The 26457-nt window shown below is 63.8% G+C and carries 25 protein-coding genes; 15 read left to right on the top strand and 10 right to left on the bottom strand.

Annotated elements, in window-relative coordinates:
• Nucleotides 1–41 precede the first annotated feature (41 nt).
• From nusA to ABD791_RS19860, 5 genes are all read left to right on the top strand, one after another.
• Entirely contained in the window at nucleotides 42–1052 is a 1011-nt protein-coding gene (gene nusA, locus ABD791_RS19840; protein WP_345069614.1) for a transcription termination factor NusA, read from the top strand.
• An 8-nt stretch (nucleotides 1053–1060) separates the two neighbouring features.
• Nucleotides 1061–1318: a YlxR family protein gene (locus tag ABD791_RS19845; protein ID WP_345069615.1), complete on the top strand. Its 258-nt coding sequence runs from the start codon at nucleotides 1061–1063 to the stop codon at nucleotides 1316–1318.
• Between the two features lie 76 nt (nucleotides 1319–1394).
• Complete coding sequence (gene infB / locus ABD791_RS19850) at nucleotides 1395–4271, top strand: translation initiation factor IF-2 (RefSeq protein WP_345069616.1); 2877 nt, start codon at nucleotides 1395–1397, stop codon at nucleotides 4269–4271.
• Between the two features lie 126 nt (nucleotides 4272–4397).
• Complete coding sequence (gene rbfA / locus ABD791_RS19855) at nucleotides 4398–4904, top strand: 30S ribosome-binding factor RbfA (RefSeq protein ID WP_345069617.1); 507 nt, start codon at nucleotides 4398–4400, stop codon at nucleotides 4902–4904.
• A gap of 487 nt (nucleotides 4905–5391) precedes the next feature.
• Complete coding sequence (locus ABD791_RS19860) at nucleotides 5392–6363, top strand: D-2-hydroxyacid dehydrogenase family protein (protein WP_345069618.1); 972 nt, start codon at nucleotides 5392–5394, stop codon at nucleotides 6361–6363.
• 199 nt (nucleotides 6364–6562) lie between these two features.
• Here ABD791_RS19860 and ABD791_RS19865 read toward each other — a convergent pair whose 3' ends face one another.
• From ABD791_RS19865 to ABD791_RS19880, 4 genes are all read right to left on the bottom strand, one after another.
• Nucleotides 6563–7138, bottom strand: coding sequence for a dihydrofolate reductase family protein (locus ABD791_RS19865; protein ID WP_345069619.1), 576 nt, complete (start codon nucleotides 7136–7138; stop codon nucleotides 6563–6565).
• A gap of 588 nt (nucleotides 7139–7726) precedes the next feature.
• Nucleotides 7727–8023, bottom strand: coding sequence for a Dabb family protein (locus tag ABD791_RS19870; protein WP_345069620.1), 297 nt, complete (start codon nucleotides 8021–8023; stop codon nucleotides 7727–7729).
• Between the two features lie 50 nt (nucleotides 8024–8073).
• The gene (locus ABD791_RS19875; RefSeq protein WP_345069621.1) at nucleotides 8074–8226 is read right to left on the bottom strand and encodes a hypothetical protein; all 153 of its coding nucleotides are present in this window, start codon (nucleotides 8224–8226) and stop codon (nucleotides 8074–8076) included.
• 97 nt (nucleotides 8227–8323) lie between these two features.
• Nucleotides 8324–8680, bottom strand: coding sequence for a YybH family protein (locus ABD791_RS19880; RefSeq protein WP_345069622.1), 357 nt, complete (start codon nucleotides 8678–8680; stop codon nucleotides 8324–8326).
• A 235-nt stretch (nucleotides 8681–8915) separates the two neighbouring features.
• On the opposite strand from ABD791_RS19880, the gene ABD791_RS19885 reads away from it, so the two are divergent.
• Together ABD791_RS19885 and ABD791_RS19890 are read left to right on the top strand one after the other, a co-directional pair.
• Nucleotides 8916–9335, top strand: coding sequence for a YciI family protein (locus ABD791_RS19885; RefSeq protein ID WP_345069623.1), 420 nt, complete (start codon nucleotides 8916–8918; stop codon nucleotides 9333–9335).
• Nucleotides 9336–9480: 145 nt separating this feature from the next.
• Complete coding sequence (locus ABD791_RS19890; RefSeq protein ID WP_345069624.1) at nucleotides 9481–10104, top strand: YdeI/OmpD-associated family protein; 624 nt, start codon at nucleotides 9481–9483, stop codon at nucleotides 10102–10104.
• 166 nt (nucleotides 10105–10270) lie between these two features.
• Here the strand turns inward: ABD791_RS19890 and pdxR are convergent, their stop codons facing one another.
• On the bottom strand, nucleotides 10271–11671 hold the full coding sequence (gene pdxR, locus ABD791_RS19895) for a MocR-like pyridoxine biosynthesis transcription factor PdxR (protein WP_345069625.1): 1401 nt from the start codon (nucleotides 11669–11671) through the stop codon (nucleotides 10271–10273).
• Between the two features lie 47 nt (nucleotides 11672–11718).
• Here pdxR and ABD791_RS19900 point away from each other — a divergent pair, with 47 nt between their 5' ends.
• The 3 genes from ABD791_RS19900 (at nucleotide 11719) to ABD791_RS19910 (ending at nucleotide 14085) form a co-directional block, all read left to right on the top strand.
• Nucleotides 11719–12213, top strand: a complete 495-nt coding sequence (locus ABD791_RS19900) for a carboxymuconolactone decarboxylase family protein (protein WP_345069626.1) — start codon at nucleotides 11719–11721, stop codon at nucleotides 12211–12213.
• A gap of 48 nt (nucleotides 12214–12261) precedes the next feature.
• Nucleotides 12262–12465 (top strand): hypothetical protein, encoded by a 204-nt coding sequence (locus ABD791_RS19905; RefSeq protein ID WP_345069627.1) that lies wholly within the window; start codon nucleotides 12262–12264, stop codon nucleotides 12463–12465.
• A 477-nt stretch (nucleotides 12466–12942) separates the two neighbouring features.
• Complete coding sequence (locus ABD791_RS19910; RefSeq protein ID WP_345069628.1) at nucleotides 12943–14085, top strand: AI-2E family transporter; 1143 nt, start codon at nucleotides 12943–12945, stop codon at nucleotides 14083–14085.
• A gap of 16 nt (nucleotides 14086–14101) precedes the next feature.
• Here ABD791_RS19910 and ABD791_RS19915 read toward each other — a convergent pair whose 3' ends face one another.
• The gene (locus tag ABD791_RS19915; RefSeq protein ID WP_345069629.1) at nucleotides 14102–15121 is read right to left on the bottom strand and encodes a LacI family DNA-binding transcriptional regulator; all 1020 of its coding nucleotides are present in this window, start codon (nucleotides 15119–15121) and stop codon (nucleotides 14102–14104) included.
• A gap of 169 nt (nucleotides 15122–15290) precedes the next feature.
• Here ABD791_RS19915 and ABD791_RS19920 point away from each other — a divergent pair, with 169 nt between their 5' ends.
• The 4 genes from ABD791_RS19920 (at nucleotide 15291) to ABD791_RS19935 (ending at nucleotide 20559) form a co-directional block, all read left to right on the top strand.
• The gene (locus ABD791_RS19920) at nucleotides 15291–16574 is read left to right on the top strand and encodes a sugar ABC transporter substrate-binding protein (RefSeq protein ID WP_345069630.1); all 1284 of its coding nucleotides are present in this window, start codon (nucleotides 15291–15293) and stop codon (nucleotides 16572–16574) included.
• A gap of 50 nt (nucleotides 16575–16624) precedes the next feature.
• Nucleotides 16625–17590, top strand: coding sequence for a carbohydrate ABC transporter permease (locus ABD791_RS19925; RefSeq protein WP_345069631.1), 966 nt, complete (start codon nucleotides 16625–16627; stop codon nucleotides 17588–17590).
• Entirely contained in the window at nucleotides 17587–18486 is a 900-nt protein-coding gene (locus ABD791_RS19930; protein WP_345069632.1) for a carbohydrate ABC transporter permease, read from the top strand. The genes ABD791_RS19925 and ABD791_RS19930 overlap by 4 nt, the downstream gene beginning before the upstream one ends.
• A 111-nt stretch (nucleotides 18487–18597) precedes the next feature.
• Nucleotides 18598–20559 carry a glycoside hydrolase family 127 protein gene (locus tag ABD791_RS19935; RefSeq protein ID WP_345069633.1) on the top strand — a complete coding sequence of 654 codons (1962 nt, stop codon included), beginning with the start codon at nucleotides 18598–18600 and terminating at the stop codon, nucleotides 20557–20559.
• Here the strand turns inward: ABD791_RS19935 and ABD791_RS19940 are convergent.
• Nucleotides 20556–22064 (bottom strand): RNB domain-containing ribonuclease, encoded by a 1509-nt coding sequence (locus ABD791_RS19940; RefSeq protein WP_345069634.1) that lies wholly within the window; start codon nucleotides 22062–22064, stop codon nucleotides 20556–20558. The two genes, ABD791_RS19935 and ABD791_RS19940, sit on opposite strands and share 4 nt — an antisense overlap.
• 143 nt (nucleotides 22065–22207) lie before the next feature.
• Complete coding sequence (locus ABD791_RS19945; RefSeq protein ID WP_345069635.1) at nucleotides 22208–23098, bottom strand: HhH-GPD family protein; 891 nt, start codon at nucleotides 23096–23098, stop codon at nucleotides 22208–22210.
• Nucleotides 23099–23121: 23 nt separating this feature from the next.
• Here ABD791_RS19945 and ABD791_RS19950 point away from each other — a divergent pair, with 23 nt between their 5' ends.
• Entirely contained in the window at nucleotides 23122–23724 is a 603-nt protein-coding gene (locus ABD791_RS19950) for a nucleoside/nucleotide kinase family protein (protein WP_345069636.1), read from the top strand.
• A gap of 111 nt (nucleotides 23725–23835) precedes the next feature.
• Here the strand turns inward: ABD791_RS19950 and ABD791_RS19955 are convergent, their stop codons facing one another.
• The gene (locus ABD791_RS19955) at nucleotides 23836–24834 is read right to left on the bottom strand and encodes a ketopantoate reductase family protein (protein ID WP_345069637.1); all 999 of its coding nucleotides are present in this window, start codon (nucleotides 24832–24834) and stop codon (nucleotides 23836–23838) included.
• A gap of 61 nt (nucleotides 24835–24895) precedes the next feature.
• Complete coding sequence (locus ABD791_RS19960; protein WP_345069638.1) at nucleotides 24896–26395, bottom strand: DHA2 family efflux MFS transporter permease subunit; 1500 nt, start codon at nucleotides 26393–26395, stop codon at nucleotides 24896–24898.
• Nucleotides 26396–26457 lie beyond the last annotated feature (62 nt).

Genomic DNA, 26457 nt, shown 5'->3' on the forward strand with positions numbered 1-26457 from the left:
GCAGTTTCGCGGCGGCACAATTTGAATAGAGGAGGCCGGCCATGGATATCGACCTCAGTCTGCTGCGTCAGCTGGAGCGCGAGAAAGAGATTCCCTTCGAGGAACTCGTGCACATTATTGAACAAGCCATTATGACTGCCTACCTCAAGCACATCCACCCGGATGAGCACACGAAGCAGGCGGCAGAAGAAGAGTCCGGAGCGCGCGTCGTACTCGACCGCAAGACCGGCCATGTGGACATTTTCGTGCCAGAGCACGATGAAGAAGGAAACGTCATCGGCGAGGCCGTCGACAACCCGAGCGACTTCGGGCGGATCGCTGCATTCGCGGCCAAGCAGGTCATCAACCAGCGTCTGCGCGACCTGGCCGATGACGCTGTGCTCGGCGAGTTCAAGGGTCGCGAAGGCGACATCATCGCCGGCGTCATCCAGCAGGGCCCGAACCCGCGGATGATTCACGTCGACCTCGGCACCATTGAGGCCATCCTTCCCCCCGAAGAGCAGGTTCCCGGCGAGAGCTACGAGCATGGCAAGCGCATCCGCGTTTTCGTGACCAGCGTCGCCAAGGGCATGAAGGGTCCGCAGATCACGGTCTCGCGCACCCACCCGTCGCTCGTGCGCAAGCTTTTCGCACTCGAAGTGCCGGAAATCGCCAGCGGAGTCGTCGAGATTGTGTCGCTCGCCCGCGAAGCAGGCCACCGCACCAAGATCGCCGTGCGCGCAACCGAGCCAGGCGTCAACGCCAAGGGTGCCTGCATCGGTGAGCTCGGACAGCGCGTACGCGCCGTCACCGCTGAGCTCAACAACGAGAAGATCGACATCGTCGACTTCTCGGCCGACCTGGCGACCTTCGTGGCCAGCGCACTGTCGCCGGCCAAGGTGACGAGCGCCTATGTCATCGACGAATCGATCAAGGCAGTTCGGGCACTCGTGCCGGATTACCAGCTTTCGCTGGCGATCGGCAAGGAAGGCCAGAATGCCCGCCTCGCAGCCAAGTTGACCGGAGCGAAAATTGACATCCAGCCTGACAGCATTCTGGAGGATGCCGAATAGGGGGTACGATGGACTCCGTTAGAACGTGCATCGGCTGCCGTTCACGTGCCCCGCGGTCCTCACTACTGAGGGTTGTGGCCCGGGATTCAGAACTCGTGGTGGATGAACCCGCCACACTTCCTGGGAGAGGTGCGTGGCTGCATCCGACGATCGCGTGCTTCCAGGCTGCGGTCAGGCGCAACGCTTTCGGACGTGCCCTTCGCGTATCGCGCCCCCTGGACGCGACACAACTAGAGAACAGGCTGAATTGGCTAATGGATAACTAATGAGCGGCTCGAAATGAGACCCGTCCGTTACTAACGGTCTGCCCCTTTCCGGGTGCAGGCCCGGAACAGGAGAATTGTGGCTGCAAAACCACGCGTACACGAGATCGCAAGCGAACTCGGTGTCGACAGCAAGATTGCCCTTGCAAAATTGAAGGAAATGGGCGAGTTCGTCAAGGGACCGTCCTCCAGTGTTGAACCCCCCGTTGCACGGCGCCTGCGCGCCGCCCTCGAGGCTGATGGCCTGATCGGTTCCGCGCCCGCCGCGGCTGCCCCCAGCGCCACCCCGACTGCCGCGGCCGCTGCGCCGCGCCCCGGCACCCCGGCCAAGCCGGGTGCCTCACGCCCGACCCCCGGCCCGGCTGCACCTGCAGCTCCGGCTGCTCCGGTTGAAGCAGCTGTTGCGGCTCCCGCAGCGGATGCAGCACCGGTTCCCGCCGCGCCGCTGACCGTTGCAGAGCGCCAGACGCAGGCCGCCGAGAAGGCTGCCGCTGCCGAGAAGGCCGCTGCAGCTGAGAAGGCTGCTGCTGCCGACGCTCCGGCCGCCGAAGCTGCTGTTTCTGCTGCTCCGACCGATGGCGCCGCGGCATCCGCTGCGAAGCCGGGCGGAAGCATCCCGAAGCCGCCGTCTGCTCGTCCGGGTAACAACCCGTTCGCCAGCAACCAGGGCATGGGCCAGCGTCCCGCCGCTCCGCGTCCGGGTAACAACCCGTTCGCCAGCGCGCAGGGCATGGGTCAGCGTCCGACGAGCCCGGTTCCGACCCCCAGCAACATTCCGCGTCCGGCTGCTCCGCGCCCCGGCGCACCCCGTCCGGGCGGACCCGGCCAGGGTCAGCGCCCGACCGGTTTCGGTCAGCGCCCCGGTGGCTTCCAGCGTCCCGGCGGCGCTCCCGGTGCCGGTGGCGCCGCACGCCCCGGCTTCACACGTCCCGGCGCACCCGCCGGCGCACCGGGCTTCGGCCCGCCGCGCCCGGCTGGTGGAGCAGGCGGCGGCGGCGGTCGTGGCCGTGGTCCCGGCGGTGGAACCGCTGGTGCATTCGGTCGCGGTGGCGGCAAGAGCAAGGCACGCAAGTCGAAGCGTACGAAGAGAGCAGAATTCGAACTGCGCGAAGCTCCGTCGCTGGGTGGCGTGAGCGTACCCCGCGGCGACGGTGGAACCGTTGTTCGTCTGCGCCGCGGCGCCTCGATCACCGACTTCGCTGACAAGATTGACGCGAGCCCCGGAAACCTCGTCACCGTGCTGTTCCACCTCGGTGAGATGGCAACGGCGACGGAGTCCCTCGACGAGGCGACCTTCGACATCCTGGGTGAAGAACTGGGTTACAAGATCCAGATGGTTTCGCCTGAAGACGAAGACCGCGAGCTGCTGCTCACGTTCGGCATCGACATCGACGAAGAACTCGCCGAAGAAACCGATGACGAGCTCAAGCCCCGCCCGCCCGTCGTCACCGTCATGGGTCACGTCGACCACGGTAAGACTCGCCTGCTGGACGCCATCCGCAACTCGAAGGTTGTCGAAGGCGAAGCCGGCGGCATCACGCAGCACATCGGTGCGTACCAGGTTGTGGCCGAGCACGAGGGCATCGAACGTCCGATCACCTTCATTGACACCCCTGGCCACGAGGCGTTCACCGCCATGCGTGCACGTGGTGCTCAGGTGACTGACATCGCGATCCTCGTTGTCGCAGCTGACGACGGCATCATGCCGCAGACCATTGAAGCGTTGAACCACGCTCAGGCTGCAAACGTGCCGATCGTTGTCGCGGTCAACAAGATTGACAAGGCAGACGCCAACCCGCAGAAGGTGCGTCAGCAGCTCACCGAGTTCGGCCTCGTCGCCGAAGAATACGGTGGAGACGTCATGTTCGTCGACGTGTCTGCACGCAACAACATTGGTATCCAGGAGCTCCTCGACGCTGTTCTGCTCACCGCAGACGCCGGCCTCGACATGCGGGCCAACCCGGATAAGGATGCTCGCGGTGTGGCCATCGAGGCCAAGCTCGACAAGGGTCGCGGTGCTGTTGCTACCGTGCTCATCCAGTCGGGAACACTGCGCGTCGGAGACGCCATCGTTGCGGGAACGGCTTACGGCCGCGTTCGTGCCATGGCCGACGAGAACGGTGTTGCGGTTCTTGAAGCCACGCCGTCACGTCCGGTTCAGGTTCAGGGTCTCTCCAGCGTTCCCCGCGCCGGTGACACCTTCCTCGTCATCGAGGAAGACCGCACCGCCCGTCAGATCGCTGAGAAGCGCGAAGCTGCAGAGCGCAACGCCCTGCTGGCCCGCACTCGCAAGCGCATCAGCCTCGAAGACTTCACCCGTGCACTCGAAGAGGGCAAGGTCGAGTCGCTCAACCTCATCATCAAGGGTGACGTTTCCGGTGCCGTTGAGGCCCTGGAAGAGTCGCTGCTCAAGATCGAGGTCGATGACTCGGTTCAGCTGCGCATCATCCACCGTGGTGTCGGTGCTGTCACGGAGAGCGACGTCAACCTCGCCACCGTCGACAACGCCATCATCATCGGCTTCAACGTGCGTCCCGACACGAAGGCGCGCGAACGTGCGGCTCGTGAAGGCGTCGACGTGCGCTTCTACTCCGTCATTTACTCGGCACTCGAGGACATTGAGAACTCCCTCAAGGGAATGCTCAAGCCCGAGTACGAAGAGGTTCAGAGTGGTGTCGCCGAGATCCGCGAGGTCTTCAGCTCCTCCAAGTTCGGAAACGTCGCCGGTGTTATCGTTCGCTCAGGCACGATCACCCGAAACGCCAAGGCACGCGTCATCCGCGACGGCATCGTCGTGGGCGACAACCTGGCCATCGAGTCGCTGCGTCGATTCAAGGATGACGTCACTGAAGTTCGTACGGACTTCGAGGCTGGTATCGGCCTCGGCAAGTTCAACGACATCCAGATCGGCGACGAGATCGAGACCATCGAGCTCAAAGAGAAGCCCCGCGTCTAACCACGCATGCCGAGGTCGGCATCCGTTGACCTCAGCACCCTGTTGACCTCGCCCGTCGAGGCCCCTCCCTGCTAGCCGGGGAGACGGCCTCGACGGGCTTGGTTGGCTTAGAGAAGGAGAAGAGCAATGACAGATCCGGCACGCGCCAGAAAAATGGCAGACCGCATCAAGGTCATCGTGGCCAAGCGCCTCGAGCGCGGCATCCGCGACCCGCGCCTCGGCTTTGTGACAATCACGGATGTCAAGGTGACCGGCGACTTGCAGCACGCGTCGATCTTCTACACGGTCTACGGCTCCGACGAGGAACGTGCCGACAGCGCCCTGGCGTTGAAGGCCGCCACCGGAATGATGCGTAGCGAGGTGGGCAAGAACATCACCGCTCGGCTCACTCCGTCGATCGAGTTCATCGCCGACGGCATCCCCGAGAACGCGAAGCTCATCGAAGACCTGCTGCGCACCGCGCACGAGCGCGACACCGAGGTGGGCCAGCTTGCTGAGACCGCCACGTACGCCGGCGATGCCGACCCGTACGCGAAGCCGCGCGACTTCGATGAAGAGAGCGACGACGAGGACGACTTCGACGGTGCGGCGCCTGGCGCCGCCACTCCGTCTGACGAGAACGCCGCGAAATAGCTTCGGCTTCAGCCGGCGTGTGGACCTCAGGGTCTGCACGCCGGTTTTTTGTAGGCGGCGTTCGTTCTCGTCGCATCGAACGTGAGGCAGAGTGAAGATCGTGTCACTTTCAGAACCTGTCTGCGCGTGAGTGGGAACGGAATGTGCGGCCAAGGGCAGTTGCGTATGACGCACGGCCATCGGGCTTAATCTCGGGACAGTCAAACGGTCACCGTGACATTTCGGCACGGTCAGACCCGCGAGTTTTCGGGGGATCACCCGATGGGCGTCCGGCTTGCGGGCACAGTCACAAGATGGTCAGGCCGACCCGTCCGGAAAGCCGGATCAGATACCTACTACTCGTGTAGCAACCCCGACGTAAACTGTTCCCCGACATGACAGATAGCGATGCGGGGGTTCGGTACGTACCGATTCATCCCGAAGCGGTGCATGCGGGCAGCGGACGTCGATTGGTAAAAACTAGGCACAGGAAAGTGGGGAGTACGCCATGACAGTACGCCTGCGATGCGTCGTGCTTGATGACTTCCAGGGGGTAGCAACTAGCAGTGCTGACTGGTCGCCGCTAGAAGAAACAGTGGAAGTAATCAGCGTTACTGAACATCCGGGGTCAGAAGACGAGCTGATCGGACTCCTTGGCGATGCCGAGATTGTGGTGACGCTGCGAGAGCGTGTTGATTTCCCTCGCAGTGTGTTCGAGCGCCTACCGAAGCTGCGGCTTCTGGTAGCGACTGGTATGCGCAATTCGGCCATCGACATGGCTGCGGCCCGTGAGCATGGTGTGGTGGTCAGTGGCACGGCGAGCAGCCTGACCCCGCCGACAGAGCTCACCTGGGCGCTCATCCTTGGACTGACTCGAAATCTCGTGGTCGAAGACGCCATTGTTCGCGCAGGTGGCTGGCAAACGACTGTCGGCTCGGATCTTCACGGGCACACACTTGGTGTCATTGGTCTTGGAAGAATCGGCACAGCGGTCGCGAAAGTCGGTTTAGCGTTCGGGATGGAAGTGATCGCTTGGAGTAGCAACCTCACCGAGGAACAATGCGAGGAAGCCGGGGTGGTCTATGCAGGCTCCTTGGACAACTTGCTGTCTAACAGTGATGTAGCCACCATCCATCTCAAGCTGAGCGTGAGGAGCAACGGGCTTATTGGGGCTCGTGAACTTGGGCTAATGAAACCCTCGGCACTTCTGGTGAACACCTCAAGGGCTGGAATAATTCAACGGCAGCCGCTTCTGGAAAGCCTATATAACGGGACGATCGCTGGCGCTGGACTCGATGTTTTTGACCAAGAGCCGGTGCCTCAAGACGATCCGATCCGAAACGCGCCGCGTACTCTTCTGACTCCGCACCTGGGGTACGTCACGAAGGACAATCTGAACACCTACTTCAGCCAGGCTCTTGAAGACATCACGGCATTTATCGCTGGTACCCCACTTCGGATACTAAATACGAGAAGCTGATAGGCCGGTAATAACGGCAAAAACCACAAAATGGTGCTGGGCGCATTCCGTCCATCACCCGCACACCGTTTGTGTCCGGCAGTGGCTTTGCTTTCGAAAATCGACTAGCGCAAAGGCAAGGCGTTCCGCTGGAGGTTCCAACGCGATTCACACCGACGGCACCGAAAACGTCTCCGGATCGATGCTGTCGAGCGCGTCGTCAGCGTCGCACGTCGTAGACGAGTTTCACTACTCCGTTGGCGTAGGTTGCGGAGTCGCGCAGCGCTAGGCCGCGGCGGTCTGCGCCACTTGCACTGAAGATCGTTTTGCCGCCGGGCAAGAGGTAGGGGAACATCAGCAGGTTGTAGCGGTCGATGAGGCCTGCTTCGCCCAGGCGCAGGGCGAGGTCGGCGCTGCCGTGGATGAAGATCGCGCCGCCTTCGGTCTGCTTCAGGTCGGCGATGTCCTCTGTGGTGCGCAAGATTGTCGTAGGACCCCAGCCATCGACCAGATCGTCGTCGCCGAGGGTCGTGGATGCGACGTACTTCGGCAGGTCGTGGTAGGCCGCGTGGTCGGGAGACGTCGGCCAGAAGTTCGAAAACGCCTCGTAGCTGCGGCGGCCGAACAGCAGAGCCGTCGTCTCCTCGAGCTCTTCCGCCTTCAGCGAGAACGCATCGGAGACGAACTCGGTGTCGAATACCCAGCCGCCGCCTGGGTGCCCCTCGGCCGTGCCACCGGGAGAGTCGATCGCGCCGTCGAGAGCAATGAATCCGGTGTAGATCAATTCGCGTGTCATGGTTCCGCTTCCGTGCTGGGACACCCGTTCGGTGTCTTCATAGGGCCGTCGAACGGGGCGTCCACAAATCGACATCTCCCGTACTTTATTCTCCCGACGATACTGAGGTGCGGCTCCTCGCGTCCGATAGTGGGATCAGCCTCACCCCAGCGGTCAGAACCAGCCATTCAGGTAAACGAGCGCAGCCGACGCGATAGCAGGGCGGATGTGCCCGCAGAGCGTTCCGGTTGCGCCACAATAGCAGCGGCACCATCTCAAGCTGCACTAACTGCTGCCTACGCGGTCGGCCAAACGGAAATACCAACAGAACAAGCGGAGTCCTTGTCAGATAACAAACCAGTTGTCCCATGAAGCTGACGCTGACGCTTTGCGGCTCCTCGCCGTCTGCCGGGCGACACCGTTGACGGTCGACTTCCTCGCCGACGAGTGAAAGACGCAGCCAGGAACGGGAGAACGGGCCTCCCGCCCCGCAAGCAGCACGAGACTGATGCCTCTTCTCCGGCGACACCGCGGAAGGCCGCACCTTTGTGATGCGGGCGGAACATCGGATGTGACCGTTGATCGTGAGTGGCGGTGTTTGCGCCGTGTCTAGTCGACCGGAACGAGATCGAGTTCTTGGTACGAAGTGACCTCGGTCTGCCAGCGGGACGATACGAACGCCTGGTGGTCAGGGTGCGCGTCGTAGGCATCGTAGTCGGCCTGGTCGGCGAAGCGCATCGAGAACTGGAACGTGTGATCGCTCTTCGGGCTGACCTGACGGCTAACGGTGAAGTCATGCACGCCGGGGATCGCGGTGAGCGTGCGCCGTCCCGTGCCGAGGAATTCGGCCTCGGCGGCGGAGCCGGGGGAGTGCACGAGAGCGAAGCTGACGGTGTGTCGGATCATGGGATCTCCTGTCTGGGGTCGTGGGTAGAGGCGGACGTCGTCAAGTGCTGCTAGCGGGCGAGGTGGGCCCGGAACGCCTCGACGATGAGGTCGTGCTCGACATCGTCGTTCACACCCGACGCGACCGCGACGCCAACCAGGGCCCGGCCGATCCTGATGGGCACGGCGCCCCCGTTGAAAGCGTAGACCGTCGGGTCGACCATGCGGGCGAGGCGGGCTCGGAGATCCTGTATGCGGCCATCTGCTCGGCAACGAGCAGGGACGCCTTGTCGCATCGGCGGACGACCGCTGCCTTGCGGTTCATCCACGAGAGCTGCCGTCGGCCTGGCGGCGCACGACCTGGGCGCGGGCTCCAGTGCCCTCCTTCGGTGGGGTCGAGGTGAGTGCGAGGTCGCCGCTGACAAGAGTCGGGAGAGGCTCTTCCGGTTCAAAGTGCGGCCTGTGCGCGAGGACTGAAGCCCATAGTTTCTGGATCGCGGCTCGCCCCACCGTCTGTGCGCCGGCCGGATAGGCCATCACGGCGTCCTCCTCGTAGAGCGCGGCGACGCCCTCGGCATCGCCGGCGTTGGAACGCTCGACGAACAGGCGGGTGATGACTTCTGGCGTGGACGCCTTCTCTCGGTTTGGATCGAAACGCGGCCTCGAGTGCAACTTCACGGCAACCTGAAAGGCCGCCCGATGGGCGTCCGGCTTGCGGGCGGCTTGACTGAAGACGTCGCGCCCTGGGCAGTACAGTCAATGTTGATCCGGCTGGCCCGCGGTCGTGCGGTGGCGAATTGTCCCGCTCGAAAACTATCCAAGAATTCTTTTGCGAGTGTCGATCTGGGGTCGCGCCGTTCGACCTATGGGTGAGAAGGTCGAAGGGCGACCTTCCAGAATCAAGGAGTACGAGATGGCCAAGTACATGCTGATCATGCGCGCGACCGACGAGTCGTTCGCGAACTTCACGAGCGTCGACTTCACCGAGATCCTCGACGCGATGGGCAAGTTCAACGACGAGCTGATCCGGGCTGGCGTATTGCTCGCGGCCGAAGGCCTCGACGACCCGAACAACGGGGTCGTGGTCGACTTCACGGGAGAGACGCCGGTCGTGACTGACGGTCCCTACGGAGAGACCAAGGAACTGTTCAACGGCTACTACATCCTCGACGTCGCGTCGATTCAGGAGGCAGTCGAATGGGCCAAGCGCGCGCCGATGACCGCGGGAAGCAAGACCGAGATCCGTCGCGTGCCGTCAATCGATGAATTCCCCCAGGACAACGCCTGGATCCAGAAGGAGCGCGCCTGGCGCGAGCAGACCGGGCAGCTCTGATCGATCTCGCCCAGGAGGCACTCGCTTAAGCTGTGCGGGTACGCCGTCGAACGCGCGGCGCTCGAGCGCAAGGTTTTCGACAGTCGTCCCGCTGAGCGTTGCTACATCTAACAATTGAACGATGTCCCGGAAGGAGAATATATAAATGTCACTCAAGAATGCTGACCCAAAAGTCACACAGTACATCGAAAACTCTGAGGACTTTGCCAGACCAATCCTCAATCATCTGAGAGAGCAGATACATAAGAACTGCCCCGATGTAGTGGAGTCGGTTAAGTGGGCTATCCCGCATTTTGACTACAAAGACGATTTTATGTGCGTCCTGGCTTCAGCTAAAAACCACTGTTCGCTCACATTCATAAAGTCTGAATTCATGGACGATCCCCGGTTTGCTGGCGGCAAAAAGGTAAAGCCGGGCCAGCGATTTATGAGCAGAATCACGAGTATGTCCGAGCTGCCATCAGATGAAGAGCTCGCAGGCTTTATCAAACAAGCGATTGATTTAAATGACAGAGGCGTAAAACTCGACAAGACAGCCAAAGCTGCACCGAACAGCGAACCGGTGGAAACTCCGGCATATCTCCTAGAAGCACTATCGACAAACTCCGTTGCCAAACAAGTTTTCGAAAACCAATCGGCGTCATTTCGCAAGAACTATATCGTGTGGCTTGATAGTGCAAAGACCGATACCACACGACAACGGCGAATAGATGAAGCCCTGGAATGGATCGCCGGCGGCAAGGGTCGATTCTGGAAATACGAAAAGTAAATGGGCGCTGTCGAACTGCCAGCGCGATCGCAAGCGCCGATACCAATCAGAGGGCCCAAAGCTAACAATGCCCTCGACGATCGTCCCGCATGCGGTTCGGCCTGCGGGCAGCTCGAGCAGCGCGTCGAGGCGAGCGGAATTAAGCTTTGACGTGCCCGTGTAGGTATTACACAGCGCGCATGATCGCGCTCACCGCGGCCCGCAGCGCCGCAGGATAGTAACGCTGCTGTGGCGCTCCATAGCCGACGACCATTGCCGGTGCACGAGAGGCGAGGCGACCTTCGGGAAGGTAGGTGCTGAGTCCCTCAAAGCTAAGACCGTGCTGGGCAGCCTCCACGGTGACGTCGGCTTCGAGGACACCAGGGGGGAGTTCGACGAGGCAGTGCAGTCCGGCGGACAATCCGCTGATCCGGGTGCCTGGCACCAGCGCTGTGAATGTCCTCTCCAACTCCTCGCGACGGTTCCGGTAGCGTGCCCGTTGCTGCCGGAGGTGTCGGTCGTACTGATGGCCCCGCATGAATTCGGCCAGAGTGATTTGGGCGAGAACATCGGCGGTGCTGCCCAGCAATGTACGTTGCTCGACCAGACCGGGCATGAGTCGATCCGGGATGACTCCCCAGGCGAGGCCGACCGCCGGTGCAAGGCTCTTGCTGGCGGTGCCGGCGTAGATCACGTGTTGCGGTGCAAGCGCTTGGAGCGCGCCGATGCTTCGACGGTCGTAGCGGAACTCGCCGTCGTAGTCATCCTCGATGACGAGGCCATCGGTGCGCTCCGCCCACTGGATCAGCTCAATCCGTCGCGAAGCGGAGAGGGGGACGCCGGTAGGGAATTGGTGCGCTGCAGTCAGGAGCACGGCATCTGCTCCTCCGGCATCGAGTTCGGTGACGACCGCACCATCGTCATCCACTGCGATGGGGATGACGGTCAGGCCCGCCGCGGCGATGATCGCGCGATGTGCTGCGTGTCCGTACTCCTCGACTGCCACCCGGCGTGCTCCGGATGCGCGAAGGGCACGGCAAACGACGGCGAGGAGGTCGCCGAAGCCATGGGCAATGAACACGTCGTCAGGGGTGGCGAAGACACCGCGCGTGCGGGCCAGATACTCTGCCAGGATGTCTCGCAACCGGTCCACGCCTTGCGCGGCCTGGTAACCGAAGCTGTCGGCGGATGCGGCGTTGATCGCTCGGCGGGCCGCCGACGACCACTCGGAGCGTGGAAATGTCGAGGCATCCGGAATCCCTCCACGCAGGTCCAGCGCGAGTCTGGCAGTCGGCGGCGTCAGCGCGCTTCCGGCCGCGCCGGCCGGTAGACCGCTCACCCAGGTTCCGGAGCCGGCACGCGCGAGCAGCCATCCCTCTGCGACGAGCTGACCGTAGACCTCGGCAACGCTGTTGCGGGCCATCCCGAGATCGGCGGCCAGCACGCGGGAAGCAGGCAGGCGAGTCCCGGCTCCGAGCCGGCCGCTGCGAATGGCCGAGCGCAACGCCTCTTCCAAAGACTTGGTTCGTCGAGTTGGCGCGACGCCGAGGTGTAGATCGAGCCCGAAATTGGCCCATTGATTCTTCATGAAATTGGACTGTAGCAGAGGGCCGCCCGTCATCTAGCGTCGAAGCCATGACGACAACAACAACCTGCATCCCGGTTCGCTCGCGCCTCGACTTCGACGCCATCGTTCCGACGTTCTCCCGCGCGGTGAGCGACCTCGACGACGCTGCGACCGCAGAGCTCGACCGCGCCGGCATCCCGCACAGCCTCCGCGAGATCATCCGTCTCCGCGCCTCGCAGCTCAATGGATGCGCCTACTGCGTCGATCTTCACAGCAAAGCTGCCCGCGACGCCGGAGACACCGAACAGCGCTTGCACGCGGTCGCCATTTGGCGCGACTCCTCCTTCTTCACCGCTGCGGAACGTGCCGCCCTCGAGCTCACCGAAGCAATCACCCGACTCTCAGAAACTCACGTTCCTGAGAACGTCATCACCGGAGCCCTGATCGAGTTCAGCGAGGACGAGGTCGCCGCACTGATCAGCCTGATCGTCGTGATCAATCTCTGGAACGGCATCGGCGTCTCCACCCGATGCTGGACGCCCGCGCACCGATCTGCTAGCTGAAGAGTGGACGGCCAACAGCGTGGCCTCCGCGGAGATGCGGTGACAACGATGACCGCAGCAGCCACTCGCACTCAACCACGGTTGCTCAACCATCTCGTCGTCAAGCTGATGCTCCCGATGCTCTCGTGGGCGCGCAATCGGGCCAATCGGGCATCCATCGGCCGCGACGAGCACGAGCGACTGGTCGAGCTGGCCGCTGAATTCCAGCGGCGCGAACACGATTCCGCGAAGCGTGCCGCCCGCGTTATTTAGTCGTCAACGGCCGAGACATCGCCGGTGTGACCGACACGGATGAGCGCGTCACTCTTCTGGACGCAGGCCGCCGATGCACACCGGGCCAGCTGCACAAGCGTCATTTGGCTGCCCCCACTCTCGACGGCAACAAGCGTCCTGAACGGGGCCTTCAGCTCGTCGCGCGCGGGGGCGGCGGCGCGCCATGTTCAGCGCTGTTCCTAACTTCGGAGATTTTGACCACTCGGTGTGAAAATGGGCCGATTCACGACTCGTGGGAAGAAATCTCCGAAGTGGAGAACACGATTGCGGCCAGCCTGCGTAGCTCGACACTCGTGAGGCTTACTGCACCACGACGAAAACGAATCGCCTCACAGGAGATCACTTGAGACGGCCTCACCTGATGAAATTCTGAGTGTCGGCGTGGAGAACACTCAGATGCACCGAACTGAGCTTGGCTAGACGCATCGACGTCTGTCGACACGACGAGGGGCTCTCATGGGATTGTTTGACCGCCGACAGATTGTGGTTCACCGCGAGCCGTCCGCACCGCAGAAGGATGCGCCCGCGCGCAGGACCCAGTGGAACGACGGCTTCGGTCGCATCGCGACCCGCAGCATCCAGATCATCGCGGTGCTCATCGTCGTTGGAGTGCTGGTTTTCGGGATGACTCAGCTGAGCTTGGTGGTCATCCCCGTCGTGCTCGCATTGATTCTGGCAGCCGCCATCAACCCGTTGATGCGCTGGATGCGTTCGCGCCGGGTTCCCGACATCCTGGCCACGTGGCTGGCGTTGCTCTCACTCATTGTTGTACTGGGCGGGATCGGCTGGCTCATCGTCAATGCGGTGCGCAACCAGTGGGGTGACCTGATTTCCTCGGCGCAAGACGGAATTCTGCAGTTGCAGGATGAGCTTGCTCACCTTCCGTTTGCGCTCAGCACCGAGCAGTTCGAGGGCATGCAGAAGGCCATCACCACATTTCTCACCAGTAGCCAGTTCGGCAGCGGCGCCCTCGCCGGCGTCTCGGCGGCAACGGGTTTCGTCACCGGCCTGGTGTTGATGATCGTTGTGCTCTTCTTCTTCTTGAAGGATGGACCGCGCATCTGGGAGTTCTTGCTCCGGCCCTTTGAGGGGGAGCATTACGCCCGTGCCCGCCGCATCGGCGACAAGACAGTGACGACCCTGGGCGGTTATGTACGCGGCACAGCGACCGTGGCAGCCGTCGATGCCATCGGAATCGGCGTGGCGCTGGCAATCTTGCAGGTTCCGTTGGCTCTTCCCCTGGCCGTCATCGTCTTTCTGAGCTCGTTCATTCCTCTGGTCGGGGCGACAGTGGCCGGCATCCTGGCCGCCCTCGTCGCCCTTGTGGCGAACGGTCCGGGCGTTGCGCTGATTGTGATCATCGTTGTGGTCGCGGTCAACCAGCTTGAGGGCAACTTCTTGCAACCCGTCGTGATGGCCCGCTCGCTCAAGCTCCACGCCCTGGTGATTCTGCTCGCCTTGACCATCGGAACGATCGTCGGCGGCATCGTCGGCGCGGTTCTGTCGGTGCCGATCGCCGCAGTGGCCTGGGGAATCGTCACCATTTGGAACGGCCCGAACGAGCCAGCTTGGCCGGCAAAGCAGAAACGTCCGGAGTAGGCGGCGGCCCCACCGATCAGGTTGTCTCGCGCACCACCACGCGGCAGGGCAGCTTCTGGATGCCACCGGAGTGGTCGCCATCGATCGCGGCGAAGAGCCGGCGGGCGGCGGCTCGGCCGAGGGTTTCGAGGTTCATGTCGACACTGGTGAGGGCCGGCCTGGCGCCAGACGTGAAAATCTCCCAGTTGTCGAAGCCCATGACAGCGATCTCATCCGGCACGATCTTTCCTGCCTCGCGCAGGATATCGAGGGCGCCACGAGCGATCTGGTCGCTTCCGCAGAGGATCGCGTCGACGTCGGGATGTTCGGCAAGGAGCTGCTGTGTTGCGCGCCGCCCCCAATCCTCGGTCCAACTGCCATAGCGGGCCTCACCGCCCACGAGCGTGAGACCCGAACGGGCGAGTTCGATCTCGACCCCGGTCGCACGATCGGTCGCCGCAAGGTAGCCGGCATCACCGGTGATATGTGCGATGCGGATGCGCCCGCGTTTGACCAGGTGCGCGGCGGCATCCGAACCGGCTTGTTCGTTGTCGGCGACAAGCGAAATGTCTGACGCATCGAGCGACGGGGCATACGCGTAGACCACGGGAATGGGCAGATCCGAACCCAATGACGGCCGCGGGTTCGTGGTGCTGCCGACGACGATCAACCCGTCGACACGTCGACTCAGCAGCGCCTGGAGATGGTACTGCTCCCGGATGGCGTCGCCCCGGGCATCGCAGAGAAACACCGACATCTTGCCGGTTCCGAACGCGTCTTCCGCGCCCATCAGGATGGGGATGCTGAAGCGCCCATCAAGATCTCCGGTGATCAGCCCGACGGTGCCGGTCTGGCCGGCGATGAGACCCTGCGCGAGCGCGTTCGGAGTGAACGAAATCAGGCGGGCGGCTTCGTGCACTCGAGTTCGGGTCTCCGGATGCACATGGTCGCGGCCGTTCAAGGCCTTCGACGCCGTGGCGATTGAGACGCCGGCCAACTGGGCCACATCGCGCAGGGTGGGGTTCTTGACCCGGACAGCACCGTCGTTGAGTTCCACCACCACTCCCATCGTGTTTCGTGTTTGCCCAAGCATAGAGGTTTGACGCCTGAAATTGTTTGATGTTAGGGTGGCGAAAACCTTTTCGGAAAGTTTCGCAAAGGCGAGGCACGCTGACATCCCACCCACCGTGCACTGCAATCAACGACGATTAGAGACAGGACAACGAATGAAGTTCACTGGTGAAAGTCACTCGAGCGGGCGACGCGAACGGCGGGCGGTTGCGCTGGCCACCGGCGCGATCTTTGCCGTGGGCGCCCTCGCCCTCAGCGGATGCACGCCGACGTCCAGCGGCGCAGCGAGCGACGCGACCACGATCACGGTCTGGCACTACTTCAGCGACGAGAATCAGGTCAAGGTCATGACCGACTACAAGGACCTCTTCGAGACCAACAATGACGGCGTCACCGTCGACAATGTGTACGTGCCCTACGACCAGATCAACTCGAAGCTCATCTCCGCAGTCGGCGCGAAGACCGGCCCCGATGTGGTCGTCTTCAACGGAGCGGATGCCAGCACGCTCGCCCTCGGCGGGGCGCTCGCCCCGATCCAGGACCAGTGGGATTCCTTCGCAGACAAGGACCAGTTTCCGGATTCTGTCGTGCACCGCCTCGACGATGCCACCTACGGTGTGCAGGGCTACGTCAACCTTCTCGGACTCTGGTACAACCAGGACATCCTCGACGAGGTCGGTGTGACGCCGCCCACGACCATGGATGAGCTGAACGCGGCATTGGCCAAGGTCGTCGCAGCAGGCAAGGGCGGAATCACCCTCTCCGGCCTGCCGCAGTCACAGGGCGAATGGCAGGCGTACCCCTGGTTGAGCAGCTTCGGCTTCAACTACGACAAGCCGGATGCCGCCGCTCTCACCGACGCATTCACCATGGTGCAGGACTGGACGGACACCGGCGCACTCACCCGCGAGGCCGTGACCTGGGATCAGACCGTTCCGTTCCAGACCTTTGCTGCCGGAAACGTCGCATTCGCGGCGAACGGCAATTGGCAGATCGGCACGGCTGCGAGCTCGGCCGACTTCAATTACGGCGTCGTGCCGCTGCCCGTTGGCGACTCGGGCCAGGTCTATCTCGGCGGCGAAGCCGAGGGCATCGGGGCATTCAGCACGCACCCCGACCTGGCCTGGAAGTACCTGCAAGAGACCTACTACAGCGCAGAAGGCCAGGCGATTGCACTCGCCGACGTCGGAAGCATCCCGAGCCGCCTCGACGCTGCAGCCGACAAGGCTGTGACGGATGACCCGCTGCTGTCGGCCTTTGCGACATCCATCGCCACGAACGGTGCAAACTACCCCTCCGCCGCTGTGCCGCCGGCCAACGTCGCCGACCAGCAGCTGGTCGTCGGCCAGGCCTGGAGCTCGGTGATCGGCGGTTCGGCAACACCGGCTGCTGCTGCCGAGAAGCTCATGGGGCAGCTCACCCCGTTGCTCACGAAGTAACAGCACGACTCCGATGACGATGACTGTGGAATTGACCAGTGAGGCACATCATGACCGTTGAAACGTCATCGAAGCAGATGACTCGGCGGGCCGCTCAGCGGCCCGCCGGCGCAGCTGCTCCCCGCACCCGCAAACGGATGCCGTCGAATAAGCGCAAGCAGCTGGCATTCATCATCCCCGCCGCGGTCTTCCTGGCGATCTTCTCGTTCTACCCGATGCTGCAGCTGTTCAGGATGAGCGTCTCCGACGTCACCTCGTCGACGCTCAACCAGCCCTGGCAGTTCGTCGGACTCGACAACTTCGTGGCCGGCGCCGAGCAAGGCGACCTGGGCACCGCATTCGGCAACACCACCCTGTTTGTTCTCGTGGTCACGATCATCGGGCTGGTCGGCGGCTTGGTCGCGGCCATCCTATTGAGCAAGTCCACCAAGGGAGCCGCGTTCATTCTCGGCCTGATGGTCTTCATCTGGGCGCTTCCACCCGTTGTCAACGGCAGCGTGTGGAAATTTCTCCTCGGCGACGCCGGCCTGTTCAACTCGGTGCTCACCGGCCTCGGCCTCACCGAGTCGGCCGTGCCCTTTCTGTACGACCAGCACTTCGCGCTGATGTCGGTCGCGGTCGTGAACTCCTGGGCGGTGATCCCGTTCAACGCACTGGTCTTTCGTGCGGCGATCTTGGGCATTCCCGCCGAGACCTTCGAGGCAGCTCGCATCGACGGCGCAAACCGCTGGCAGGAGATTTGGCACATGATCGTTCCCGCCGTGCGCCCGACCACCCTCGTTCTCGTCGTGTTGACCATCGTCTACGCGTTCCGCTCGTTCGACTTCATCTATGTGATGACCTACGGCGGCCCCGGCACGTCGACGAACACGCTGCCGTTCCTCAGCTACTTGCAGGCGTTCGTCAGATATGACTTCGGCCTCGGCGCTGCGACCGCCGTGATCTCGGTTCTGCTTGTGCTCGTACTCGCATTCATCTACGCCCGCAGCGTGCGCAAGGAAGAGGCCAACTCGTGAGCGTCACGTCACCAGAAGCTCCGGCGGTGCTGACCGCCCGGTCGACGAACCCGTCAACGAACCCGGCACGTCGCCGCCGTCCCAAGCGGTTCGAACCGATCGCCTCACCGCTGCGATTCATCCTGCTGTTGGCGTACGGCATCCCGATTTTGTGGATCGTACTCACCTCGTTGAAGAGCCCGTCCGATGTCATCTCGTCGCAGGCATCCGTCATTTTCGCGCCGACGCTCGACGCCTATTCCGCGGCGCTGGGCCAGAGCGGACTGTTCATCGCACTCGGTCAATCACTCGTCATCGCAGCCGGAACGACACTCGTGACACTTCTGGTCGCCATCCCCGCCGGATACGGTCTGGCTCGGGTCGATGGGCGGATCACCACGATCGGCCTCGGACTGCTGATCGTGCTGCAGATGGTGCCGCAGACCGCGAATGTGATTCCGCTCTTTCAGATCTTCGGATCTTGGGGTCTGCTCGATCAGAATCTCGGTGTGATCATCGCGGACTCAGCGATGCTCATCCCCTTCGCCGTGCTGCTGCTGCGACCGTTCTTTCGGGCCGTGCCTGAAGCGCTCGAAGAGGCCGCGTCGATCGACGGCGCGTCGACCATGCGCACTTTCTTCTCTGTCATGCTGCCGATCGCCAGAAATGGCGTCGCGACGACGGGAACGCTCGTTTTTCTGATGTCGTGGGGCGAGTTTCTCTATGCCGTCAACTTCTTTCTCTCGCCGGGCAACTACCCGCTGAGCGCGTTGCTGGCGCAGCAGGTGTCGGCCTTCGGCATCAACTGGCCGGGACTCATGGCGCTTGCCGTGATCACATCGGTTCCGATTCTGATCCTGTTCGTATTCACCTTCAAACTCCTGCGCGAGGGGCTCACCATGGGCGCCGTGAAGTAGCGCGTTTTCGCTCTGCATCGCCATCCTTCGGCGACTTCGCCATCTTTCTTCGTCATTCTTCGCTCGACTGAGCTGCATTTTTCAACTTCTTCACCGTGAACTGGGGTAACCATGTCTTCTACCGCTGAACTGATCGACCGTGCACAGAACTTGGCAGCTGCTGCCGGTCGCCCCGTCGAACCGAGCCACGGCCGGCTGAACCCGCTCGGTCTGCGCGAGGTGCGCATCGAGGGCGGCTTCTGGGGTGAGCGGCAGGAGCTGAACGCCGGCGCCATCATCGAGCACTGTGAACACTGGGTCGACAAGATGGGCTGGGTCGACAACTTCGATGCGGCGGTCGAGGGCCGTCTGCCGGCCGACCGCACCGGACGCGAGTTCGCTGACTCGGATGTCTACAAGTTGATTGAAGCTATGGCCTGGGAGATCGGTCGCACGAACGATTCGGCAATGGACGCCAGGCTCCGGGCGCTCGTGGCGCGGATCGCCCCGGTACAGGAGGAGGACGGCTACCTCAACACCCACTTCGGTCGTCCCGGCCAGGCGGCCAAGTACTCCGACCTGCAGTGGGGGCACGAGCTCTATTGCTACGGCCACCTGCTTCAAGCCGCGGTCGCCCGCGGTCGCACGGTCGGGGACGACCAGCTGGTGCAGATCGCGCGCCGCGCCGCAGACCACGTCTGTGAGGTGTTCGGCGTCGGCGGCATCGAATCGGTCTGTGGGCACCCCGAGATCGAGACGGCGCTGGTCGAATTCAGCCGATACACCGGCGACCCGCGCTATCTCGAGCAGGCGCGCCTCTTCGTGGAGCGCCGCGGGCACGGTGTGCTCGGCGACATTGAGTTCGGCCGAAGCTACTACCAGGACGACGTTCCCGTTCGTGATGCAACGGTGATGGCCGGACACTCGGTGCGTGCCATGTATCTGGCCGCCGGCGCGATCGACGTGGCGGTCGAGACGGATGACGAAGACCTCGTCAGCGCCATCATCGGCCAGCTGTCCGAGACACTGGCCAAACGCACCTACATCACCGGGGGAATGGGCGCTCACCACGAGGGGGAGTCGTTCGGTGCCGACTTCGAACTGCCGTCTGACCGTGCATACTCGGAGACCTGCGCCGGCGTCGGCTCGATCATGCTCAACTACCGGCTTCTGCTTGCGACGGGTGATTCCGCATACGCAGACGTGATCGAACGCACTCTGTTCAATGTGGTCGCGGCATCGCCGGCGGCCGATGGGCGCTCATTCTTCTACACGAACACGCTGCACCAGCGCGAGCCGGGAAGTGTTCCGTCAGGCGACGAGGCGAGCCCCCGTGCGTCGTCGAGCCTGCGCGCACCGTGGTTTGACGTGTCCTGCTGCCCGACCAACGTCGCCAGAACTCTGGCTTCCCTCGGGGCCTATCTCGCCACGTCGTCGGCCGATGGCCTGCAGATCCACCAGTACGCCGGCGGGGCGATCACGGCGCCGGTGGCCGGCGGTACCGTCGGCGTCACGGTCTCGACCGAGTACCCCGTGCAGGGCCTCGTGCGTGTCGAGGTCACCGATACCGTCGAGGGGGAGTGGGAGCTCACGCTCCGCGTTCCCGGTTGGGCGAGCGTCGGCGCCACCCTGACCGAGAACGGTGAGACGCGCGCCGTCGAACCCGGTGCGGTGAGCATCCGTCGCGAATTCGCCGTCGGCGAGGTCATCGAGCTGTCGCTGCCGATGGCGGCGCGGTGGAGCGCTCCCGACCCTCGTATCGATGCGTTGCGCGGCCAGCTTGCCGTCGAACGCGGACCGCTGGTGCTGTGCCTTGAATCGACGGATGCGCCCGGCATCACGAGCGTGAACGAAGCGCGTATTCTGACTGAGCTGCTCGACCGCACCGATGAGGGCGAGGGCGTGACTGTTGCCCTGCGGGAGGTCACGGTCGCTGACAGTGGATGGCCATACGGCACAGGTGCGGTGGCGGGCGATGACGCGCCGGTCACCCGGGCGGCGTTGCGACCGTACTACTCCTGGGCGAATCGCGGACCATCGACGATGAGGATCTGGCTTCCTGTCGTCGGCTCCGACTCGGTGGTTCCTGCCTAGTTGGCGATGAGTTCGTGCTGACTCGTCGACACCGCCTCGAATGACACGATTCCCGTCTCGATGGTGGCTTCGACGAGTCGCACCGAAATCACCGTGCCGGCAGTCAGATTTCCGGTGCAGCGCGCGGTGACGGCCGGATCAGTCAGCTGGATGCGACCCCTGCCGTTCGCTGCGCCGTTTCCGGCTGTTGCAGAGCCAGACGAACCGGTGCCGGCTGAAATGACCGTCGCGGTGAAGACCTCGCCGACCCGTCGGCTGAGCACGGCGGCCTCCACGGCATCGATTGCGGCGCGGCTGAGTGCGCCCTCCTTCTGATCCGACGATGTCATCAGGCCCGGCAGCTCGGTGAGCGCATCACTCACCCATTGAGGCACTGGTTCGTTTGCGCAGATTGCCGCACAGAGCACCAGAGTGAACCTGTCGACGAGGCGTCGCAGCGGTGCGGTGACGTGAGCGTATGGCGCGGCGACGGCGGCCTGCATGGTGTTGGCGGGTGCCGTGCCGTCGAATGCCGTGTAGCCGGCGCCGCGAAAGAGGGAGCCTGCCGCGTGCATGATGGCGAGCTCACGGGGATCCTGCAGGTCGAGCGTGCGGAGATATTCTCCATAGGGCATATCTTCAGGCCATGGATGCCCGAGTGCGTGGGTTTGATGGCGGAAGCTGGTGATGGTGGCCGGTTCCGGCTGCGGCATCGTGCGCAACAGCCCGATGCGTGCGCCGAGCATCAGCTGAGCCGCAGCCATCCCGGTCATCAACGAGATCTGGGCGTTCCAGTCTTCAATCGGCAGCGGGCTGCGTCGCACGAGACGGTAGCCACCGCCGGACTCAGCATTTCCCACTTCTTCAATCTCGACGCTCGGGAGGTTGAGGCTCGCGCCGCCGCGCTGCCGCTCCAATTCGATGCGCGCGGTTCCGACGACCTTCAACAACCGCAGGGTTTCGCTGGGCTGCGCCGTGTCGAGTGCCGACTGGGCTTGTTCGTAGCTGAGTTGCTGACGGCTGCGGATGCGCGCCCGCGTGACGGTCGTCGAGGTGATCTCACCCTCGGCATCGAGAGCGATCTCCCAGACGAATGCACTGCGCTCCTGCCCGGCCAGCAGTGAGGCGGCTCCCTCACTGATAACGGCGGGATGCAGGGGGATGCGCCCGTCAGGAGCGTAGATGGTCTGGCCGCGGTGGCGGGCCTCTGCATCAAGCGCGCCGCCGGGAACGACGAAGGCGGGGACATCCGCGATCGCATAGAAGACTCGATATCCGCTGCCGTGCGTCTCAATGTGCATGGCCTGATCGAGGTCGGTTGAGCCGGCCGGATCAATCGTCAGGAACGGCAGGTGGGTGAGATCGATCGACGGGAGCTGGAGTGCGGCGATGGCGTGCAGCGCCTCGGCGGTGGCGGCATCCGCAAACTCGCGCACCAACCCGAATCGTTCAGGCAGCGCGGCCAAGGCCAGCGCCAACTCGTCGGTAGCAGTCTTCGCGTGAACATGCAGCACGGGCTTCGGCATGGCCTCAGCCTAGATTGTTGCTTGCTTCCCCCGCGAGAGTGCAATTGTCGGAGCTTCCCGCGTCGTGAGGCTCCGACAACTGCAGGCTCGCGGTGAGTGACGAGAGTGACGACAGGGACGAGTGGTTCTCGAGGGACGAGAAGTCAGTCGGGCAGCAGGTAGCCACCGGTGGGCGAGGCGACGGCGAGACCATCGGAGAGTAGGCCGGCCAGTGCGCGGTCGCGCTGGGCGGCATTCGGCCAGAGAGTCTCGATCTCCGCGTTGGTGACCGGACGGTGGGTCGAGCGGAGCTCCGCCATGATCAGGCCGCGCACCTGCCTGTCGCTTCCCTCATACTTCTTCTGCACGGCCTTCTTCGGCCCGTCGTAGACCGGGTAGCCGGCTGCCCGCCAGGCGCAGGCATCCCTGATCGGGCAGACGTCGCAACGCGGACTCTTCGCCGTGCAAACGATGGCCCCGAGCTCCATGATCGCGGCGTTGAACGCCGCAGCCTCGCGCCGGTCATGCGGCAGCAGCGCGGTCATTGCCTCCAGATCGCGGGTGCGACTGGGCGGGGCGGGCTCGCCCTGGCCCGCGACGGCGCGCGCGATCACCCGGCGCGTGTTCGTGTCGACGACCGGATGCCGGTGGCCATAGGCGAAGGCGGCTACCGCGCGCGCGGTGTAGTCGCCGATCCCGGTCAGAGCCAACAGCTCGTCGACGTCGTCTGGTACCTCCCCGCCGTGCCGCTCGGTGATCTGCACCGCCGCGGCATGTAGCCAGAGGGCGCGGCGCGGGTAGCCAAGCGACGCCCAGGCACGCACCGCCTCGCTGGCCGGAACCGCGGCGAGAGCGGCGGGAGTTGGCCAGCGGGTGAGCCACTCCTCAAGGCGGGGAATCACCCGGGCGACTGGCGTCTGCTGAAGCATGAACTCGCTGACGAGGGTTCCCCAGGCGGTGAAACCGTCGCGCCGCCACGGAAGATCCCGAGCATTCTCGTGAAACCACGCGGTGATCACAGGCGCAAGATCAGGTGCGGGGAGTGTCTCGTTCATCACATCTAACCTAGGCTCGATTTATGAAGCTAGTCTCCACGCCTCGGATCGAGTTCCTGCGCTCGCTCACCACCGAGATTTTGCACAACTACGGGCGTGGACGACAGATCGTCGCGGTCGGTGGCAACGAATCATCGGGGCGCACCGCGTTCGCCGACGACCTGGCCGCCGTCTTCGACGAGCGCGAGCATCCGGTCTTTCGGGCGTCGCTGCGCTACTTTCAGAGGTCGCGTGCTGCCCAGGATGCCTTCGGACCGCCGTCGCCGGAACGCCACTATCGGCACGCCTACGACTACCCCACGCTGCGCCGTGTGCTGATCGACCCGTTCCGGATGGGGGTCGCGACGGGGTTTGTGACCGCCCAGTGGGATCCGGATCGCGACACCTGGATCGAGCCGACCTGGTTGACCTCTCCCGTCGACGCCGTGCTGATCATCGACGGCGAGTTCATCAACCGGCGTGAGTTGCACGGACTCTGGGCCTACAGTATCCGCATCGACAGCGAGCCGGAGAACGAGGCCGACCGTCTCTACCTCGAGGAGGCGAATCCGCGCAGTGTCGTCTCGGCGTTGATCGACAACTCGAACCCGTTGCTGCCGCGGCGTCTGTTGCTCGACAGCTGCTGACGGCGTCGTGCCCCCTCGCCGAGCTTGACCGTTTCGGTCGAGTTTGACCGGCACACCAGGGAAACTCGACCGCACGTGTCAAACTCGGCGGGATGAGGTCGGTCGCGAAGACTAGAGGGCGGCGTACCGATTCAGCACCTCGGCCGGCGCCACGAAGGCTCCGGACGCCTCGACCTCATGCACGAGCGCGGTGAGTAGCGCATTCACCGGCGTTGGCACTCCTGCAAGGCGCCCCTCGCGCACGACCGCGCCGTTCAGAAAGTCGATCTCGGTCAGCTGACCGCGGGTGACGCTCTGCAGAGTCGAGCCGAGGTTCGGCACCGATCCCATCCGTCGGCGCATCTGAAGGGGGAGAACCTGTCCGAGCGTGAGAGGCAGGTGGCGAAAGGCGCGCAGCCGGGCATCTCCGAGCGCCTGAAACGCACCGAAACGCACCCCGCGGCCCACTCCGACCTGCACGGCCTCACGCATGCTCGCGGTCATCACGCGGCGCAAGCCCCCATCGTCGACGACGGTCTGCACGCTCAGCCCGGTGATCGCGGGGAGGGCATTGAGCATATTCACGACAAGTTTCGTCCATTGTGCGCCCACGAAATTGGGCTGGGCGACGGTCGGCACCGCGTCGTTCAGAACGGACTGCCAGCGCCGAGTCTCGGCATCGACCGGGCCGGAGCCGCGGCCGAGATAGGTCGGCGCCGCCGTGGTCACCCGCACGGCTCCTGGCTCGGTGTAGTTGGCGGCGATGATCGAGAGCGCTCCGAAGGAGTCGGATCGGGGGAGCAGCCGCCCGGCCGTCTTCACCCCGTCGAGGCCGTTCTGCACGACGATGACGGCCCCGCCATCGATGACCGCGGCGTTCTGCGCGATCGCGGCCTCGGCATCTTGCGCCTTGGTGCAGACCAGCGTCAGCTCTGGTGACTCGGTCAGCTGCTCGAGCGCGGTTGGCCGCGCGTGAACATCGCCGAAACCACCACTCAGGCGGATGCCGTCGGCCCTGATCGCGGCCAGCCCCGCGCCGCGCGCGGTCACGGTGACGTCATGCCCGGCCCGGGCGAGGAGAGCGGTGAATGTTCCGCCGAGGGCACCGGCACCGATGACTGCGATTCGCATTGCACCAGCCTAGATTGAGGAGTCCGCCTGGCTTGACGCGACGGCTCCTCAACCGGAGCCGCTACAGCGCCGAGTGCACCGGGTCACGGGTCTCGCGAGCGTCGGCGTCGGCCGACTCCTCCGGCTGAGCGCCGGACCGAGCGCCCAACGCCGCGGCCGCTAACGACGCCGCAGCCGCCATCGCATTGCGCTTCGACGGTAGCGCGAGTGCGATCACCGCGGCAATCGCGAGTACGCCGGCGCCGACCGTGATCGCCGGAATAGCGGCATCCACATAGCCGGTCGGGGTGAGCTGGCCGCCGGCGCCGGTGAAGACAGCGGTCAAGACGGCGATGCCGAGCGCGACACCGATCTCGCGCAGCGTCGAGTTCGTTCCCGACGCCTTTGCGTGGTCCACCGGCGCCATATTGGCGAGCACCGCGGTGGAGCTCGGCGCGAAGACGAAGCCCATTCCGACTCCGGCGAGCAGGAACGCCGGAATCAGTGCGCCGTATGCCACGGTGGGCGACATGGTCGCCGCCAGAGAGAACATTGCCACCGACAAGAAGGCGAGGCCGACGACGATCGGCAGACGCGTTCCGGTGCGCGGGCTGAGCATCCCGGTGAGTGGCGCGACGACCATTGGCGCGAGCGTCCACGGCATGGTCATCAGGCCGGCTTCGAGCGGGGTGTGCCCCTGAACGATCTGCAAGAACTGAATCAGGATGAAGATCGAGCCGAAGATCCCAAAGCTGAAGGTGAGACCCACCAGGTTGGCGACGGTGAAACTGCGATCGCGAAACAGTCGCAGGGGAAGGAGTGGAGCCGCTGCCCTCATCTCCCAGAGAACGAAGAGCACGAGCAGGATGGCGCCGCCGCCGAGCGTGCCGACTACTTCGGCGCTACTCCAGCCCGCATCGTTGCCGCGCACGATTCCGTAGACCAGGCCGAACACGCCCAGGCCGGCCAGAATGAGGCCGACGATATCGGCGCGCAGCTTCGCGCCGAAGCTGTTCGGCAGGGCGAGAAGAACGAGCGGGACCGACAAGATGCCCACCGGCACGTTGAGCCAGAAAATGGCCTGCCAGTTCCAGCCCTCGATCACCGCACCGCCGATCAGCGGGCCGAGTGCGACACCGAGACCGGCGATGCCGCCCCAGATGCCGATCGCGGCTGGCCTGAGCTTGGTGCTGACCGAGCCGACCAGCAGGGTGAGCGAGAGCGGCATGAGCGCCGCAGCGCCGACGCCCTGCAGTGCGCGGGAGGCGATGAGCATCCAGGTCTCGTGGCTGAGCGCCGCAAGAACTGACGCGGCGGTGAAAACGGTGATGCCGACAAGAAAGACGGTGCGCCGGCCGAATCGGTCGCCGAGTGCGACGGCCATCAGCATGAAGGTGGCGAAGCTGAGCGAGTAGGCGTTGACAACCCACTGCAATTCTTCGATGGATGCGGAGAGGTCGCGGTTGATCACGGGCAGAGCGCCGGTGACGACGAGGTTGTCAAGTGTCGCCATGAACATCGGCAGTGCGGCCGCGATGATCGCGAGCCAGACAGGAACGCGGCGGGCGGGGGTGGAAGCCACGGGAACACCTTTCGTGGTAATTGAATGATTACAAAGGGACACGTTAGTAATCGACTGATAAC

Origin of the sequence: Glaciibacter kafniensis (genome assembly GCF_039538945.1) — a bacterium.
Lineage (GTDB): Bacteria > Actinomycetota > Actinomycetes > Actinomycetales > Microbacteriaceae > Cryobacterium > Cryobacterium kafniensis.

Excerpts from the sequence above, each read along its gene's own strand:
- ABD791_RS19860 (WP_345069618.1), top strand. The coding sequence starts at position 5,392 with ATGACAGTACGCCTGCGATGCGTCGTGCTTGATGACTTCCAGGGGGTA.
- ABD791_RS19940 (WP_345069634.1), bottom strand. The coding sequence starts at position 22,064 with ATGCCGAAGCCCGTGCTGCATGTTCACGCGAAGACTGCTACCGACGAG.
- ABD791_RS19865 (WP_345069619.1), bottom strand. The coding sequence starts at position 7,138 with ATGACACGCGAATTGATCTACACCGGATTCATTGCTCTCGACGGCGCG.
- ABD791_RS19955 (WP_345069637.1), bottom strand. The coding sequence starts at position 24,834 with ATGCGAATCGCAGTCATCGGTGCCGGTGCCCTCGGCGGAACATTCACC.
- nusA (WP_345069614.1), top strand. The coding sequence starts at position 42 with ATGGATATCGACCTCAGTCTGCTGCGTCAGCTGGAGCGCGAGAAAGAG.
- rbfA (WP_345069617.1), top strand. The coding sequence starts at position 4,398 with ATGACAGATCCGGCACGCGCCAGAAAAATGGCAGACCGCATCAAGGTC.
- pdxR (WP_345069625.1), bottom strand. The coding sequence starts at position 11,671 with ATGAAGAATCAATGGGCCAATTTCGGGCTCGATCTACACCTCGGCGTC.
- ABD791_RS19845 (WP_345069615.1), top strand. The coding sequence starts at position 1,061 with ATGGACTCCGTTAGAACGTGCATCGGCTGCCGTTCACGTGCCCCGCGG.
- ABD791_RS19945 (WP_345069635.1), bottom strand. The coding sequence starts at position 23,098 with ATGAACGAGACACTCCCCGCACCTGATCTTGCGCCTGTGATCACCGCG.
- ABD791_RS19925 (WP_345069631.1), top strand. The coding sequence starts at position 16,625 with ATGACCGTTGAAACGTCATCGAAGCAGATGACTCGGCGGGCCGCTCAG.
- ABD791_RS19900 (WP_345069626.1), top strand. The coding sequence starts at position 11,719 with ATGACGACAACAACAACCTGCATCCCGGTTCGCTCGCGCCTCGACTTC.
- ABD791_RS19920 (WP_345069630.1), top strand. The coding sequence starts at position 15,291 with ATGAAGTTCACTGGTGAAAGTCACTCGAGCGGGCGACGCGAACGGCGG.
- ABD791_RS19905 (WP_345069627.1), top strand. The coding sequence starts at position 12,262 with ATGACCGCAGCAGCCACTCGCACTCAACCACGGTTGCTCAACCATCTC.
- ABD791_RS19885 (WP_345069623.1), top strand. The coding sequence starts at position 8,916 with ATGGCCAAGTACATGCTGATCATGCGCGCGACCGACGAGTCGTTCGCG.
- ABD791_RS19870 (WP_345069620.1), bottom strand. The coding sequence starts at position 8,023 with ATGATCCGACACACCGTCAGCTTCGCTCTCGTGCACTCCCCCGGCTCC.
- ABD791_RS19935 (WP_345069633.1), top strand. The coding sequence starts at position 18,598 with ATGTCTTCTACCGCTGAACTGATCGACCGTGCACAGAACTTGGCAGCT.
- ABD791_RS19890 (WP_345069624.1), top strand. The coding sequence starts at position 9,481 with ATGTCACTCAAGAATGCTGACCCAAAAGTCACACAGTACATCGAAAAC.
- ABD791_RS19910 (WP_345069628.1), top strand. The coding sequence starts at position 12,943 with ATGGGATTGTTTGACCGCCGACAGATTGTGGTTCACCGCGAGCCGTCC.
- ABD791_RS19950 (WP_345069636.1), top strand. The coding sequence starts at position 23,122 with ATGAAGCTAGTCTCCACGCCTCGGATCGAGTTCCTGCGCTCGCTCACC.
- ABD791_RS19875 (WP_345069621.1), bottom strand. The coding sequence starts at position 8,226 with ATGGTCGACCCGACGGTCTACGCTTTCAACGGGGGCGCCGTGCCCATC.